At 68.0% G+C, this 14,616-nt stretch carries 13 protein-coding genes; 7 read left to right on the top strand and 6 right to left on the bottom strand.

Annotation, left to right across the window (positions count from 1 at the left end; all coding sequences use genetic code 11):
* Positions 1-38 precede the first annotated feature (38 nt).
* Both hrpB and WCE59_RS03210 read left to right on the top strand, forming a co-directional pair.
* Positions 39-2,516, top strand: coding sequence for an ATP-dependent helicase HrpB (gene hrpB / locus WCE59_RS03205; RefSeq protein ID WP_343257264.1), 2,478 nt, complete (start codon positions 39-41; stop codon positions 2,514-2,516).
* 92 nt (positions 2,517-2,608) lie between these two features.
* Entirely contained in the window at positions 2,609-2,992 is a 384-nt protein-coding gene (locus tag WCE59_RS03210) for a hypothetical protein (protein WP_343257265.1), read from the top strand.
* A 15-nt stretch (positions 2,993-3,007) separates the two neighbouring features.
* On the opposite strand, the gene WCE59_RS03215 is transcribed toward WCE59_RS03210, so the two are convergent.
* Positions 3,008-4,102: a hybrid sensor histidine kinase/response regulator gene (locus WCE59_RS03215; RefSeq protein ID WP_343257266.1), complete on the bottom strand. Its 1,095-nt coding sequence runs from the start codon at positions 4,100-4,102 to the stop codon at positions 3,008-3,010.
* A 183-nt stretch (positions 4,103-4,285) separates the two neighbouring features.
* Here WCE59_RS03215 and WCE59_RS03220 point away from each other — a divergent pair, with 183 nt between their 5' ends.
* Together WCE59_RS03220 and WCE59_RS03225 are read left to right on the top strand one after the other, a co-directional pair.
* The gene (locus WCE59_RS03220) at positions 4,286-5,353 is read left to right on the top strand and encodes a DNA topoisomerase IB (protein ID WP_343257267.1); all 1,068 of its coding nucleotides are present in this window, start codon (positions 4,286-4,288) and stop codon (positions 5,351-5,353) included.
* 79 nt (positions 5,354-5,432) lie between these two features.
* Complete coding sequence (locus tag WCE59_RS03225; RefSeq protein ID WP_343257268.1) at positions 5,433-6,059, top strand: tetratricopeptide repeat protein; 627 nt, start codon at positions 5,433-5,435, stop codon at positions 6,057-6,059.
* 15 nt (positions 6,060-6,074) lie between these two features.
* On the opposite strand, the gene WCE59_RS03230 is transcribed toward WCE59_RS03225, so the two are convergent.
* The 4 genes from WCE59_RS03230 to WCE59_RS03245 all read right to left on the bottom strand — a co-directional run bounded on the left by WCE59_RS03230 (position 6,075) and on the right by WCE59_RS03245 (position 10,625).
* Entirely contained in the window at positions 6,075-6,794 is a 720-nt protein-coding gene (locus WCE59_RS03230; protein ID WP_343257269.1) for an ankyrin repeat domain-containing protein, read from the bottom strand.
* A gap of 56 nt (positions 6,795-6,850) precedes the next feature.
* Positions 6,851-7,834, bottom strand: a complete 984-nt coding sequence (locus WCE59_RS03235) for a hypothetical protein (protein WP_343257270.1) — start codon at positions 7,832-7,834, stop codon at positions 6,851-6,853.
* A 91-nt stretch (positions 7,835-7,925) separates the two neighbouring features.
* Complete coding sequence (locus WCE59_RS03240) at positions 7,926-8,591, bottom strand: ankyrin repeat domain-containing protein (protein ID WP_343257271.1); 666 nt, start codon at positions 8,589-8,591, stop codon at positions 7,926-7,928.
* A gap of 132 nt (positions 8,592-8,723) precedes the next feature.
* Complete coding sequence (locus WCE59_RS03245) at positions 8,724-10,625, bottom strand: Mbeg1-like protein (RefSeq protein WP_343257272.1); 1,902 nt, start codon at positions 10,623-10,625, stop codon at positions 8,724-8,726.
* 174 nt (positions 10,626-10,799) lie between these two features.
* Here WCE59_RS03245 and WCE59_RS03250 point away from each other — a divergent pair, with 174 nt between their 5' ends.
* Positions 10,800-11,807 carry a hypothetical protein gene (locus tag WCE59_RS03250; RefSeq protein ID WP_343257273.1) on the top strand — a complete coding sequence of 336 codons (1,008 nt, stop codon included), beginning with the start codon at positions 10,800-10,802 and terminating at the stop codon, positions 11,805-11,807.
* Between the two features lie 22 nt (positions 11,808-11,829).
* Positions 11,830-12,240: a low affinity iron permease family protein gene (locus tag WCE59_RS03255; protein ID WP_343257274.1), complete on the top strand. Its 411-nt coding sequence runs from the start codon at positions 11,830-11,832 to the stop codon at positions 12,238-12,240.
* 131 nt (positions 12,241-12,371) lie between these two features.
* Here the strand turns inward: WCE59_RS03255 and WCE59_RS03260 are convergent, their stop codons facing one another.
* On the bottom strand, positions 12,372-13,871 hold the full coding sequence (locus tag WCE59_RS03260; protein WP_343257275.1) for an AAA family ATPase: 1,500 nt from the start codon (positions 13,869-13,871) through the stop codon (positions 12,372-12,374).
* 112 nt (positions 13,872-13,983) lie between these two features.
* Here WCE59_RS03260 and WCE59_RS03265 point away from each other — a divergent pair, with 112 nt between their 5' ends.
* Positions 13,984-14,616 (top strand): ParA family protein, encoded by a 633-nt coding sequence (locus WCE59_RS03265; RefSeq protein WP_343257276.1) that lies wholly within the window; start codon positions 13,984-13,986, stop codon positions 14,614-14,616.

A 14,616-nucleotide genomic window follows, 5' to 3' on the forward strand; every position in this document is an offset into this window, starting at 1 on the left:
GGACTCACTGCCATTGGACCGGCCCGTATCCTAGTCAAATGACCGCACGCCTGCCCATCGACGACCTGCTGGATGACATCCGCGCGGCGCTTGCCCGCCACCCGCGGCTGGTGCTGGAAGCGCCTCCGGGCGCTGGCAAGACCACCCGGGTGCCGTTGGCGCTGCTGCAGGCGCCGTGGCTGGAGGGGCGCCGGATCGTGATGCTGGAGCCGCGCCGTGTCGCCGCCCGCGCGGCGGCCACCTACATGGCCGCCCAGCTGGGCGAAGAGGTGGGCGGCACCGTGGGCTACCGCATCCGGTTCGAAAACCGCACCTCCAGCCGCACCCGGATCGAGGTGGTGACCGAAGGCATCCTGACCCGCATGATCCAGGACGATCCGCTGCTGGAGGGCATCGGCGCGCTGCTGTTCGACGAATTCCACGAGCGTCACCTGGCTGCCGATCTGGGCCTGGCGCTGGCGCTGGATGTGCAGTCTGGACTGCGCGAGGATCTGCGGATCGTGGTGATGTCGGCCACCCTGGACGGGGAAGGGTTGGCAGTCGTGCTGGATGCGCCGCGGCTGACCAGCGCCGGGCGCGCGTTCCCGGTGGAGGTGGGCCACTTTGCTGCCCGCCGCGATGAGTCCATGGAGCGGCAGATGGTGCGCGCCATCGCCCAGGCCCTCGAACGGCACCCTGGCGACGTGCTGGCATTCCTGCCCGGGCGGCGCGAAATCACCCGGGTGCAGACGGCGCTGGAGGCCGCCGGCAGCGACGCCCTGGTCCTGACCCTGCACGGAGACCTGCCGGTGGAGCGCCAGGCGCAGGTGCTGCGCCGCGGCGATGACGGTCGGCGCCGGGTGGTTCTGGCCACCAACGTGGCCGAATCCAGCGTGACCCTGCCCGGGGTGCGCACGGTGATCGACAGCGGTCTGGCGCGGGAGCCGCGGTTTGATCCCGGCAGCGGGTTTTCGCGTCTGCAGGTGGTGTCCATTTCCCAGGCCTCGGCCGACCAGCGCGCAGGTCGCGCGGGCCGGGTGGTCGAAGGCTGGGCCTATCGACTGTGGCCACAGTCGCAGCGACTGGAGCCGCAGCGCCGCCCGGAAATTACCCAGACCGGGTTGGCCGGACTGGCGCTGGAGCTGGCCGGGTGGGGCAGCGATGCGCTGCGCTTTGTGGATCCCCCGCCAGCGGGTGCGCTGGCTTCTGCGCGTGACTTGCTGCGTCGGCTGGGGGCGCTCGACAACGGCGATGCGATGACCCCCCTGGGCCGGCGCATGCTGGCACTGGGCACCGATCCGCGGATGGCGGCGATGCTGCTGGCCGCCAATGAGGATGGCGGGCGGGCGCTGGCCTGCGACCTGGTCGCCCTGGTTGAAGCGCGCGACCCGCTGCCCGGCCAGGGCGATGGGCTGGCACTGCGCTGGCGGGCGCTGGCGGCGTTCCGCTCCGGACGCGGGCAGGGCGGTGCTGCCCGCAGCGTCCTGGCCGCCATTGATGCTGCGGCCAGGCAGTGGCGTCGGCGTCTGCGGGTGTCTTCGCCCCCGCCGGCACAGCTGCCGGCGCATGCCGTTGGCGACCTGCTGGCGCATGCCTTTCCCGACCGCATTGCCCACCAGCATCCGTCCGATCCGCTGCGCTACCAGCTGGCCAACGGTCGCATGGCGCGCCTGGCCGATGACAGCAGCCTGTTTGGCGAGCCGTGGCTGGTGGCCAGCGAGCTGCGCTTTGATCCGCGCCTGGCGCTGGTGTTGCGTGCTGCGCCGGTGGATGAAGACCGGCTCAGGCAAGCCTTCGCGCATCTGTTTGATGAGCGCGACCAGGTTCGTTGGGATGACGCCCGCGGCGCGCTGGTGGCCGAGCGGGTGCGCACGTTCGACGCGATCGTGCTCGATAGCCGCCCGGGCGGGCGCGTTGATCCGCAACTGGCCGCGGCTGCGCTCACCGAGGCCGTGCGAACGCGCGGCCTGGAGGCGCTGCCATGGACGCCGGCGTTGCAGCAGTGGCGCGAGCGGGTGCGCTGTCTGCGCGATTGGATGCCGGATCTGCAGCTTCCCGACCTGTCCGATGAAGCCCTGCTGGCAGGGCTGGATGACTGGCTGCGCCCGGCCTTTGCCGGCAAGACCCGGCTTGATGCGCTGGATGCGGGTGACCTGGCAAATGCGCTGAAATCGCAGCTGGACTGGTCGCAGGGCCAGCGCCTGGATGCGCTGGCACCGGTGCGGATCCAGGTGCCTTCGGGCCAGCAGCGGCCGATCCACTACGCGGTTGGCGAGGAGCCGGTGCTGGCAGTCAGGCTGCAGGAGCTGTTCGGCCTGGCCCAGACTCCGCGCATCGCCGATGACAGGGTGCCGCTGACCCTGCACCTGCTGTCTCCCGCCGGCCGGCCACTGCAGGTAACGCGCGATCTGGGCGGCTTCTGGGAGCGCACCTGGCCGGAAGTGCGCAAGGAAATGAAGGGCCGCTATCCCAGGCATCCATGGCCGGAGGATCCGCTGCGCGCTGCGCCCACCCATCGTGCGAAACCGCGCGGATAGGGCGGATGTCTGCGCTCACGTTTCGGCGACGACAATGGGTGGATACTTGTCACCTCGCGACATTCCGCATCAACCAGATCCAGGACATTCCGATGACCAAGCTAGATTTCATCCAGGACAAGGCCATGCAGCTGGCAGGACAGCTGGGCGATGGCATCCGCAACGTGCCGGACCATGCGCAGAAGTGGTTCAAGGCCGGAGTTGCCGTGGGCGCGGCCCGTACCGGTGGCAAGCTGCTGACCAGCACCACCCGCCGCCACCCGGTGATGACCGCCACGGCGGCCGCGACCCTGATGGCCGCCGCAGCGGGCCTGGCGGTGTTCAGCTACCGACGCCGCAAAGCCCAGCAGCGCACGATCAATGGGCAGTCAAAACGGGTGGAAGCGCGCCGTGCCGCCCATGATTTGGCCGCTGAGCACGAGACCAGCGAACAGACTGGTCAGAATCAGACCGGTCAGGATCGCAGCAACCAGTAGGCCTGCAGGCCGGCCTCAATCCGCGGCGGGCAGCTCGATGATGAAGCGCGCCCCGCCGCCTTCGCGGTCCTCGTACCACAGCTGGCCACCGGCGTCGGTGATGATCTGCCGGGCCAGACTCAGCCCCAGGCCGCTGGACACGTCATCTGCTGAAGACGGCTCGTCATGCAGCCGGGTGAATGGCTGGAACAGTTCGCGCTGGCGCGCCGGGGCAATGCCCGGGCCGCGGTCTTCGGCCAGCAGCTGCAGGTAACCGGGTGCGCCGGCGCGGCAGCCGATATCCAGATCGCTGTCCGGGGCATATTTGATCGCGTTGCTGACCAGGTTCTCCACCACCTGGCGAAGCACCATCGGCGTGATCGCAGCCCGCATGTCGGGCGGTGCGGACGTACGCAGCTGGCGACCGCGTGCCTCGAACTGGAGCGCATAGCGGTTGGACAGGACCTCCAGCACTTTGGCCACCACCGCAGGCTCGCTCACCGCCTGGGTCTCGCGCTGCGCACGCTGGGTTTCCAGGTACAGGCGGATATAGCCGATGGCATCGTTGGCGCTGTCCTGGATGGTTTCCAGGTAACGCGGAATACGGTGTTCGGCAACCCCGTCCGCGCGCAGGATATCGATGGCGAACAACACGCTGCTCAGCGGGTTCTTCAGATCGTGGGCCACCAGGTTCACCAGCTCCTGGCGCTCCCGCGCCACCCGTTCCAGGCGGTCGCGGGCCAGCTTCAGGCCCAGGTGGGCATTCACCCGGGCCAGGAGTTCTTCCGGAAGGAACGGCTTGGTCACGTAGTCCACTGCGCCGGCATCGAATGCGCGCAGCAGCTGTTCGCGATCGCGGGCCGCAGTCAGGCACACCACGGGCAGGCGGCGCAGGGCTTCATCGCGCTTGAGTTCGCCCAGCACCTGGAAGCCGTCCATGTCCGGCATCAACACGTCGAGCAGGATCAGATCAGGCAGCTGATCGGCGGCAATCCGCAGCGCCTCATGTCCGTTGTCGGCGGACAGGACCTCGAATCCATTGCGTGACAGCAGGGCCGCGACAACGCGAACGTTGCCTGGCTGGTCGTCAACGACGAGGATCCGGCCGGGGGAAGAACCGTGCTTGAACATCCCGTCATAACTGTGAATGCGAGACAGCGAAAGTTAGCAGATGTCGGCGGGCTAGTTGTTCACGGACACTCAGACTTTCCACTTTCCGCGATGAACGCTTCAGATCGGGCCAATGCATTGCCTGCACATGACTGCCATGAAGCTGCGGCAATGACGCCTCGTGGAGCCAGCGCTGCAGACAACATGTCCGGCACAAGCGATCCGGATGAGCAGGCGGCCGAAGCGGGGCTGCTGTATGTCCGTGACGCGGAGCCTGGCATCACCCGCCGCCGCTGCGGACGCGGATTCAGCTACAGGCAGGCGGACGGAGCCACGCTTCGCGACGCGAAACAATTGACCCGGATCCGCGCGCTGGCGATTCCCCCGGCCTGGACCGACGTGTGGATCTGCCCCAACGCCCGGGGACACCTGCAGGCCACCGGCCGCGACGCGCGCGGACGCAAGCAGTATCGCTACCACCCGGACTGGCAGAAGCTGCGGGGCGAGGTCCGCTTTGTCCGTCTGCCGGAATTTGCGCGCGCGCTGCCGCGCCTGCGTCGACGGCTGCGACAGGACCTGAAGCGCCGCGGCCTGCCGCGCGCGAAGGTGCTGGCGATCGTGGTGTCATTGATGATGGAAACGCTGGTGAGGGTAGGCAACGAAACCTACGCGCGCGAGAACCGTTCCTACGGGCTGACCACCCTGCGCAACCGCCACCTGCAGCAGCTGCGGGGTGGTCGGGTGCGGCTGAGGTTCCGGGGCAAGGCCCGGCTGCTACATGAGGTTGCCATCGACGATCCGCGCCTGGCCCGGATGGTACGCACCTGCCAGCAGCTGCCGGGGCAGCAGCTGTTCCAGTACCGCGACGCGGCCGGCAGGGTGAGGCCACTGGACTCAGGCGACGTCAATGACTACCTGCACGCGGTGATGGGCGGGGACTTCACCGCCAAGGATTTCCGCACCTGGGGAGCGACCCTGCACGCGTTCCGCTGCCTGGCCGCGGTGCCGGTGCCGGTGCCCGACGATGAAGGCAATGAATCCGGCTGTGAAAAAGCCATGGCCGTGGTCCGCAACGAGGTGATCGGGGAAGTGGCACAGGCGTTGCGCAACACGCCCGCGGTGTGCCGCAGCGCGTATATCGATCCGATAGTCTTTGCCGGTTGGGAAGACGGCCGCCTGGCCAGGGCTGCCGCCAACGCACGCGGCGCGAGACAGTGGGAACAGGCCGCGTACCGCTTCCTGCGCCGGGCCCATCGCCCAGCCAGCAAGTGACGGCACCGCCGGGGCGGCGGGGACAAGGCGCCGGGGCGCCGTTACAATCGGCCCGGGATTGGGGGAGTCAGATCAAGTCATGCGTGTTTCTTTGTTTTCCGGCCTCGTCCTGCTGCTCGCGGCATTCACTGTCCACGCCCAGCAGCTGCCCAGGCCGGCTGAGTTCTATTTCGATGAAGACGAGCGCACCGTGCGTGCGGTGACCGCGGTTGAAGGCAGCGACGAGCCTGCGCAGCAGCGGCTGCTGCGGATGATCGAGCGCAACGAGCGCAACGCCAACGCCGCCCAGGCCCAGCTGGCGCACATTGCCATGGCAAGCGGGCGAGCTGACACCGGCCGGTCGCTCTACGACCAGCTGCTGGCCAGTCTTGGCCGTGGATGGCTGCGTCAATCGGTGCAGTGGAACTACGGTTGGGATCTGTACCGCAATGGTGAGGTGGAGCCCGCGCTGCAGCAGTGGGTTGGTGCCGCTGCCGGCGGGGTGCAATCGCCGGCCTGGGTGCCGCCCACGTTCGCCCTGGGGCTGTGGCGGCTGGACCGCCAGCGCGAGGCCGTCGACTGGTACGCGGCGGCCGTTCGCACCTGGCCTGATCGTTGGAGCAATCCGGATCTTGCCGCGTTGCTGCCCGAATGGACCGATGCAGAGCGGGCGGTACTGACCGAAGTGCACGCCGCCTGGGTCGAGGATCCGCCTACCTGGCCGTAAGGTAACCAGCCCCCGTCAGGGGGTTTCAAGCGGGATATCGCGCTCGCGCAGCCAGGCGCTGACCGTCTCGCGGTCGGCGCGGGCCTGGTCGTTGAGGCGGTTCGCCGGTGTCTTGAAGAAGTAGCGCTGGAAGGTGGCGTCCTGGGTATTGGTGGCCTGCGGGTTGGCCCCGGCCTCCAGCAGCGCCAGCACGTGGCTGCCGGCGTTGATCATGGCCGCCTTGTGCAGCGGGGTATTGCCGGTGCGATCGGCCGCATCGGGTGTGGCGCCGGCGTCCAGCAGCATATGGAACTGGGTATCAGTGCGTGGGCCGGTTGCCCCGGCCAGCGGCGTCGCGCCGGTTTCACCGTGGCGGGCGTCGGGATCACCGCCACCGGCCAGGACGATCCGCAGGTAGTCGGGATCATCGGCAATGGCCGCGCCGTGGACCGCCGTGCTGCCTCCCAGACCGGGAGCGTTGGGGTCTGCGCCGGCATCCAGCAGCGCTTCCAGGCCGGCCTTGTTCTGCGCCAGCATCGCCAGCTGCAGCAGGTTTACGCCTTTTTCTCCCTGGGCCCTCGGGTCCGCGCCCTCACGCACCAGCTGGCGGATCTGTTCGGCGTCGCCGCTTGCAGCCGCGGCCGCAAGTTCGGCGCTGCGGGGGTCATCGGGGAAGGCTTGTCTGGCGTCCATGGAATCTCCGCTGCAGGCGGCGCCGGACAGCATCAGCAGGATCGTCAGGGTAACGGCGCGCATGGATCGATTCTCACACAGGTCAGGCCACGGCGGAGAGCGGCTGCCGGATGCGGGCCTCAGCTATCCCAGGGGCGCTGTGCGGTGAGGGCGTCAAGCATGCCCTGCTGGCTGTGCAGCTCGACCGCCCGATCCGCCCGGGCCTTGGCGTGCTTGCCGTGTTCCAGAGGGTTCAAGGTAAATCCGGGGCCTTCCAGTGGCGGATAGGGGCTGTCCAGGGTGATCTCGTGGCCGGGCGCGTCCGGCAGGAGGTGGTTCAATCCCCAGGTGTCCTGCTGGGCGGTGGTGAGCGGGTCGCCATCCACGTTGTAACGCCGGATCAGTCCATCGGCAGCCTCCGCTTTGGCGGCGTCCACATCCAGGTTGTGGGTGCTCATGGTGTTGTCGTGCACGCCCGACGCGTTGAAAGTGACTGCGGCATTGCCGGTCACGAGCGAGGCCGTGGCTGCCAGGCCGCCGCCCAGCGAGTGCCCGGTGATCACCAGATCGTCGCCGTACTCACCGGCGGCAAGCTGGGCCAGCTGCACGGCTTCGTCGTATTGCTCGGCCTCCCAGCCCAGCCCCTGGCGCAGGTTGGCGCCAGTCCAGTCCTGACGTTCATTGGAGCCGGCGAAGGCCAGCACGTGGTTGCCGTCGCCATCGGTATAGATGCCGGCGCGGAAGCCTGTGTCGGGGTTTTCCAGCGTCGCCGGATCGATGCCGGCCGCGGTCAGGTCCGCGTCGCTGACCCGGGTCCAGTTGCCCACCGACTGCACGGATGGATCGTAGACCGCGTTGGAGATCTGCATCAGCTCCAGATCGATGGCCTTGGCGTCCTGTCCGCGCACCTGGGCGTCGAAGGACACGCTGTTGGCCGCCTGGCCCTGTCCCTGCTGGATCATCAGCCCGGCCACCTGCGGATTCCATGACGGCTCCGGGCGGTAGGGCATCTGGTTGATCGAAGGTAGCTGCGCCGATGCCGGCTGGTTCTGCACCATTGGGCCGGATGTCGGCAGGCGATAGGCCTGCGCAGCGATCATTGAGGACTGCAGCTGGATGCTCATGGCACCGCTTACTCCCTGTGTTTGAACCGAACTTAGCCCGGGAGGCGGAGCGATAACAGCTGGGGCGTACCCGAGGTCCGCCCGCGCGGGCTCAGTAGTCGGCGTCCACGTTGGCTTCCAGTGGAATGCCGTTCTGCTTGAGCCAGGCCACGATCTGGCGGCGCTCGGCCAGCGCACGCTCGTTCAACAGCTCACGTCGGTAATTGAAGTAGTGGCGCTGGAAACTGGCGCCGCGGCCGTTGCTGGCCAGCGGTGAGGCGCCGTGCTCAAGCAGCAGCAGGATGGCTGCGCCCTTGTTGGTGCGCGCGGCCACGTGCAGCGGAACGTCCTGGTTGCGGTCGGCCAGATCGGGGTCCGCACCGGCCTCCAGCAGGATCCGCATCGGCTCGGCGTTGCGGTTGAGGATGGACGCGGCCAGCGGGGTGGCGCCGGTGACCGGGTTGCGCACGTTGGGATCTCCGCCACGCGCCAGCACCGCGCGCAGCAGGGTCGGATCGTCGGCGAAGGCAGCCGCGTGGACCGGGGTGGTGCCGTCGGCATCGGGATGATTGGGGTCCGCGCCGCCTTCCAGCAGCGCCATGGCACCGTCGAGCAGTCCGCGGTCAATTGCCCACACCAGCAGGCTGGCGCCATCGCTGCCCGGGGTTTCGGGGTTGCTGCCGCTCTCAAGCTGGCGGCGGACTTCAGCGGCATCGCCGGTGGCAACGGCGTCGGCCAGGGGCGAAATGGCGGTGTTGGTGAACGGTTCGCTGGTCATGGGCGGGCGTGCGCACCCCGGGGCGCAGCTGAGGACGAAAAGGACAACGATGGCCGCAAGCTGGCGCATATCAGTCGATTACAGCGTGGTCCCCACAGTACCGCAAGAAAACCCCGGCGGATCGGCACATGGTCAGCGGTTCCACGGCATCCGGTCGCTCAGCCACGAGACGCCGTTGGAAACGGTATCAACGGTGTTGTTCCACCCGGTGGAGACTGCATCAACGGTGTTGTCCCAACCGGTGGAGACCGCCTCGACCGTGCCGTCCCAGGCGTCCACCGCGACATTCTTGACCGTATTCCAGCCGTTGGAGGCGGTCTGGATGGCGTAGTCCACGCCCGTGCCGATCGCCTCGACGGCGTAACCCACGCCGTCAATCGCCGCATCGACCTTGGCAACGAAGCCATCCACCGCCCGCTGCGCGTGATGTCCACCCAGGTCGGCCACCGTTTCAAACAGGCTCCCCGCGCCATCGGCCGCCCATTCCAGCGCGCTGCTGCCGTTCTCCAGTACCCACGCGCCGGCGCTGCCAATGCCCTCGATGGTCACCGCGATCCCGTCGCCCAGGCCCCACGGGCCTTCGCCGCGGAAGTTGTCTGCCCACTGGGTGGTCTGGTCAAGCACACCATTGGCGAACTCGCTGCCAAAGCCGCTGACCACATCGCCCACCGAGTTGAAGAAGCCTTCGCCCACGTCACCCAGGATGCGCATGCCGCCCAGCGCGTAATCGCCATTGGCAAAGTCGGTCCCGGCCACTTCGATCACATCGGTGATGAGGTCATGGGTGTTGAGCGCGAAATCGTCCTTGACCGCATCGGGAATGGCGTTCTGCAGGTCGCGGCCAAAATTGGACGGGTTCTGGTAACCGTCCTGCCAGGGTTCCACTTCCATCATCGCCGCGGTAAGCACGTTGGGGTTGTGGCTCATGGCGGCATAGGCCAGATCGCCGGCGGTGCCCAGGATCGGCAGGCCGGTGTGCCGCAGGGTTTCCACCAGCAGATTGGCGGCATCGCGCTGGCCTGGAGAAAGGTCTGCAAACTCCAGCTCGCCGGCGCGATCGACCAGCGTGTGCCTGGCCACCGGACCCGGCTCGACGATGATCCGGGTGCCCAGGGCGTCAGGGGCCACCAGACCGGTCACCCAGCTTTCCTGCGCCTGGCTCAGCGCGTCGCTGTTCAGCGAGTAGGCGCGGATGTCGCCGTTGTTGGCGATTTCCCGCGCCTGTTCCGGGCTCATGCCCATGCGCTCAAGCGTGTTGGGGTGGATGCCGGAAGCGTCAAAAGTGACCGCCGGGATGCCGGAGGCGAGCGATCCCACCGAGGCCAGGCCACCGCCCTGCGAGTGGCCGGTGATGGCCAGATTGTCGGCCTCGTCGTTGCCGAACACGTCGGCGAATTCCACTGCCGTATTGACCGCGGTATCGGTGAACTTGTCCGCGAAATCGTGGGTCTCAAAGCCCGTGCCCTGGCGGAAGTTGTTCTCCCAGTCGGGCGCACCCTCGGCGGTGCCGCGATAGGACAGCACGAAGTTGCCATCGCCATCGGTATAGATCTCGGCCTTGAACTGCTGGGCGCTGGTGACCGTGCCGTCGCCGAGAAACTCCTGGCGCCAGGCCTGGACATCGGCCGCAGACGCGGGCGCCTGGCCCTGGGGAGTCAGGCGCTCGGCGATCATGTCGTCGCTGACCGCGCTCCAGCCCGCCGGCGGATCGCCGCGGGTGCCGTACACCGCGGTGGCCAGCTGGGAAAGGGTGACATCGAACGGCTGCGCCTGGGTGCCGCTGCTTGCCTGGCCCAGGCTTTGGCCCTGCGGTAGCGCATAGGGACCTTCCACGCCGCTGGGGCCGTTGCTGCCGCCCTGCGGTGCCGGCTGGAAAGCCGCCTGGATCGGGTGATACATGGTGTCCAGCGCGTACGGCAGCGCCTGGCGCAACAGGTGCTGGGTGGCCTGCATCGCCGGGTTGGCGATATTGGGCAGCAGCGGCACGATTGGCGGCAGGGGGGTGTTGATCGGATTGATGCTGTTGCCGCTCATGGCCGGCTCCATGTCAGGGGTACACGCTTCCAGTGCATGACCCTAGGCGGGCGTGCCCTGTCGCCACAACTAGGGCGTACCCGAGGGCAGCCGGGGATCCGGGGTCAACGCGACCGCTCACGCGAACGTTGTCATGATGGCGCCACCGTCTGTCCTTCCCGGAGCATCCGATCCATGTTGAGGCCGCTGCTAGTACTCCTGTTCGCCGTGTCGCTGCCGCTCCAGGCCCAGCAGCCGTCCGCACCCGCCGGCCAGGTGGATGCCCAGGCGATTGCCGCCGAGCGGGTGTGGCGCAATTACCAGCAGCGCACCGCGGTGCTTCTGGCTGCAAGTGGTCAGCCGCGTAACCTTGCGCTGGCTGCGGTCCTGCATGACGTGGCCAATATGGATCCCGAGGGCGGGATAGCTGAAAACGCCACCACCACCGGCTGGCGCCAGGCAGCGGCGCAGCAGGCTGGCGCTGACGTGATTGCCAACTCAATGCTGATGATGGGAGCCGAGGCCGGTGGCGCACTGCGCGAACAAGCCGCACGTCGCTGGGCTCAGGCAGAGCCCGACAACATCGCGCCCCTGCTGCTGCTTGATGGCGGCGCGGAGATGGCACTGGCCAGGGCCCGCGACCTGCGCCGCTTCGACCTGCATATGTATGACCAGGTCCGATGGATCCAGTCGGCGCTGTTGCGCCATCCGCCCAGTGCGGCGGAGCGCAGCGTGCTGATGGGGCAGAAAGGCACGGTCGAAGAACTCGCCGCTGACAGCGCAATGGCGCTTTGGGCCGCAGTGGCGCTTCCATCCCTGCAACCGCTCACCTTCGCCTGCTCGGACGGCACTGCGCTGCGATCCATGCCGGCGCGGGCTGCAGATTGCGCGCAGATTGCCCGGGTGCTGGTGGGGTTTTCCGACAGCGGCCTCGGCCGCATGATGGGCATCGGCATGCTTGAGCGCATGGCCGGCAACGCATCGGAGCGTGCCGAAGTGCAAGCGCTGCTGCTGCGGATGAACTGGCAGATGTCGGAGTGGGGCCGGATCGCCAGTTCGCAGGAGCGCGATGGCCTGCCCCAGTTCGTGCGTCTGCTGGCCGATCCGCAGGTGCGCACCGAGCAGGACCTGATCGAACGCGTCCTGGCCGAAGCCGGCGTACCGCTTGATCCGCCCGCCGGCTGGCAGCCGCCGCGTCGCTGATCGACCCCGCGAGGAGCCCGTCATGCAGAAATCATCCTGGTACTTCCGGTTTTCAAAAGCCGTGTCGCGCTTTGCCGGCCGGCCCGTGGTCTTCAGCATGGCATTGGTCGTCATCGCGACCTGGGGCCTCACCGGCCCGATCTTCGGCTTCAGCGACACCTGGCAGCTGGTGGTCAACACCGGCACCACCATCGTCACCTTCCTGATGGTGTTCGTGATCCAGAACACCCAGAACCGGGATACGGAGGCCATGCAGGTGAAGCTGGACGAACTGATCCGGGCGACGGCGGGCGCGCACAACGCCCTGCTTGACCTTGAAGAGCTTGAAGAGCGCGATCTGCACCGCTTCCGGGCCAGATACCATGCCCTCGCCGCCGCCGCCCGCGAAGGGCCGGATGGTGGCAAGCAGGACACCGGGTCACCTGAGCCGTAGCCCGGTAATCGACGCCCTCGCGCGGCAGCTCGCCGCAGTGCCCGCGCCCCGGAGATGCACATGCCCCTTCCCGGGTGAATTAACACGCGAAGCGCAACACCGGTTTCCCTCACTCTCGCGATGTTGACGCCCTAATCAGCCGGAACGGTGCGCCCGGTCGCCCACTCCCGCAGCGCCGTCACCTGCTCGCGCATCACCACTGACAGCGGGCGGGTGGCGTTGATCTCTTCCAGCACCAGCGCTCCGTCCAGCGGCTGGTCCGCCGCATGCGCTGCATACAGGCCCGAGACCACCGCCTGTTCGATTTCGGCGCCGGAGAAGCCATCCGCGGCGGCGGCCAGCGCTTCCAGGTCGAATTCCGCCGGCTCAAACCCGCGTCGCGCCAGGTGCAGCGAGAACACTTCGGCGCGCACGTCGGCGGTGGGCAGGTCGACGAAGAAGATTTCGTCGAAGCGGCCCTTGCGCAGCAGCTCGGGCGGCAGCTCGCGCACCTGGTTGGCGGTGGCGACGATGAACACGGCAGATTTGCGCTCGGCCATCCAGGTCAGCAGGTAGCCGAGCACGCGCCTGGACACGCCGCCGTCGCCTTCGCCGCCCGACGCAATGGCTTTTTCGATCTCGTCGATCCACAGCACGCACGGCGCCAGCTGCTCGGCCGAGGCCAGCGCGGCGCGCAGGTTGGATTCGCTCTCGCCGTGGTACTTGGCGTACAGGGTGCCGAAGTCCAGCCGCACCAGCGGCACGCCGAAGCCGCCGGCCACGGCCTTGGCCAGCAGCGATTTGCCGCAGCCCTGCACGCCCAGCAGCAGCATGCCCTTGGGCGGGTCAAGCCGATAGGCGCCGGGTCCCGGCGGTGGCTCGGCTTCGGTGAACACCCGGCGGCGCTGTTCGATCCAGCGTTTCAGGCGGCGGGCGCCGGCCACGTCGGCAAACTGGGCGGTGTCGTATTCGTAGTGCAGATGGCCGCTGCGGTTGAGCAGTTCGAACTTCAGCTTGGCCAGCTGTGGCAAGTCGTTCTCGTCCAGGGCGCCGTCGTCGAAGATCAGCTGGCGGGCAATCCGGCGCGCGTCGCCCAGGCCCAGTCCCTGCAGGTTGCGCACGATGCGCTCCAGCGCGGCCGGGTCCTTTTCCACTCGGCGCCCGCCGTGCTCGGCGGAATACGCCTGGGACTGCTCCATGACCATGCGCCGCAGGGCGACGGCATCGGGCAGGCGCGGGCGGTAGCGCACGGCTTTGGCTTCAAGCTCGGTCGGCAGTTCCACCTTGTGCCCCACCAGCACCAGCGTGTGCGGCAGGCAGTCGCGGCGCTGCAGGATGTCGCGCATCTGCCGCTGGCTGCCGGCGTATTCCAGATAGCGGTGGAAATCCAGCAGCAGGTAGACCCCGCGCTGGTCGGCGTTGCGGATGGTGCGCAGGGTAGTGCCGACGTCGGCGGCCACTTCGGCCGGATCCTCGCCGTCCAGGTCAACCCGGCGCAGCCCCTCGGTGATGGTCCAGCGGTACATCGCCCGCCACACCCGGGTCAGGGTCTGGCGGAACATGTCCACGATCTGCGGTTCGTCCGCGGTTTCAATGATGATCAGCGGCGTGCCGGCGCGGATCAGCGCGGCAAGGTCCTGCAGTTGGCTCATGTGCGGCAGGCCATGGGGTGGGCAGGCGCGTGACGATAGCAGACCGTGGCCTCGCCGCCGCTGTCGCCCCGGTGTACCCTCAGTTGATGTGTCCGGCCGGAGATCTGCGCGTATGAAAACGGTCCTGGTGGCCAGCTCCAAGGGCGGTGTGGGCAAGACCACCATCGCCACCCACCTTGCCGCCCACGCGGCGCTTTCCGGCCTGAATACGGTCCTGATCGATGCCGACCCGCAGGGTTCGTCGATGCGCTGGGCCCAGCGTCGTTCGTACATGGCCAGCGCGGTGCTGGCGTTGGATGGCAGCCGGCGGCAGAAGTCGGTGTGGAACTCGCTGCCGGTGGATTCCGACCGGGTGGTGGTGGATGGTGGCGCCGGCGCGATGGGCGTGGACCTGGCCGTGTGGCTGGACAACGCCGACGCGGTGGTCGTGCCGGTACAGCCGTCCACGCTGGATCTCGATGCCACGGTGCCGTTCCTCAACAGCTTGATCGAGCACCCGCGGGTGCGCAGCGGCGAGCTGCCGGTGGGCTTGGTGGGCAACCGCCTGCGACCGTGGACCAGCACCTCGCAGCAGGCGCTGGAGGCGATCGCCGAGTGGCCCTATCCAACCGTGGCTGAGCTGCGTGACAGCCAGGCCTACGTGGTCCTGGTGGGTTTGGGCAGGAGCCTGTTCGACTACGATTCGCGCAAGGCGCGCGAACACCAACAAGACTGGCAGCCGCTGCTGGACTGGCTGCCGGGATGA

Origin of the sequence: Luteimonas qiangzhengi (genome assembly GCF_039548515.1) — a bacterium.
In the GTDB taxonomy this organism is placed as follows: Bacteria; Pseudomonadota; Gammaproteobacteria; order Xanthomonadales; family Xanthomonadaceae; genus Luteimonas.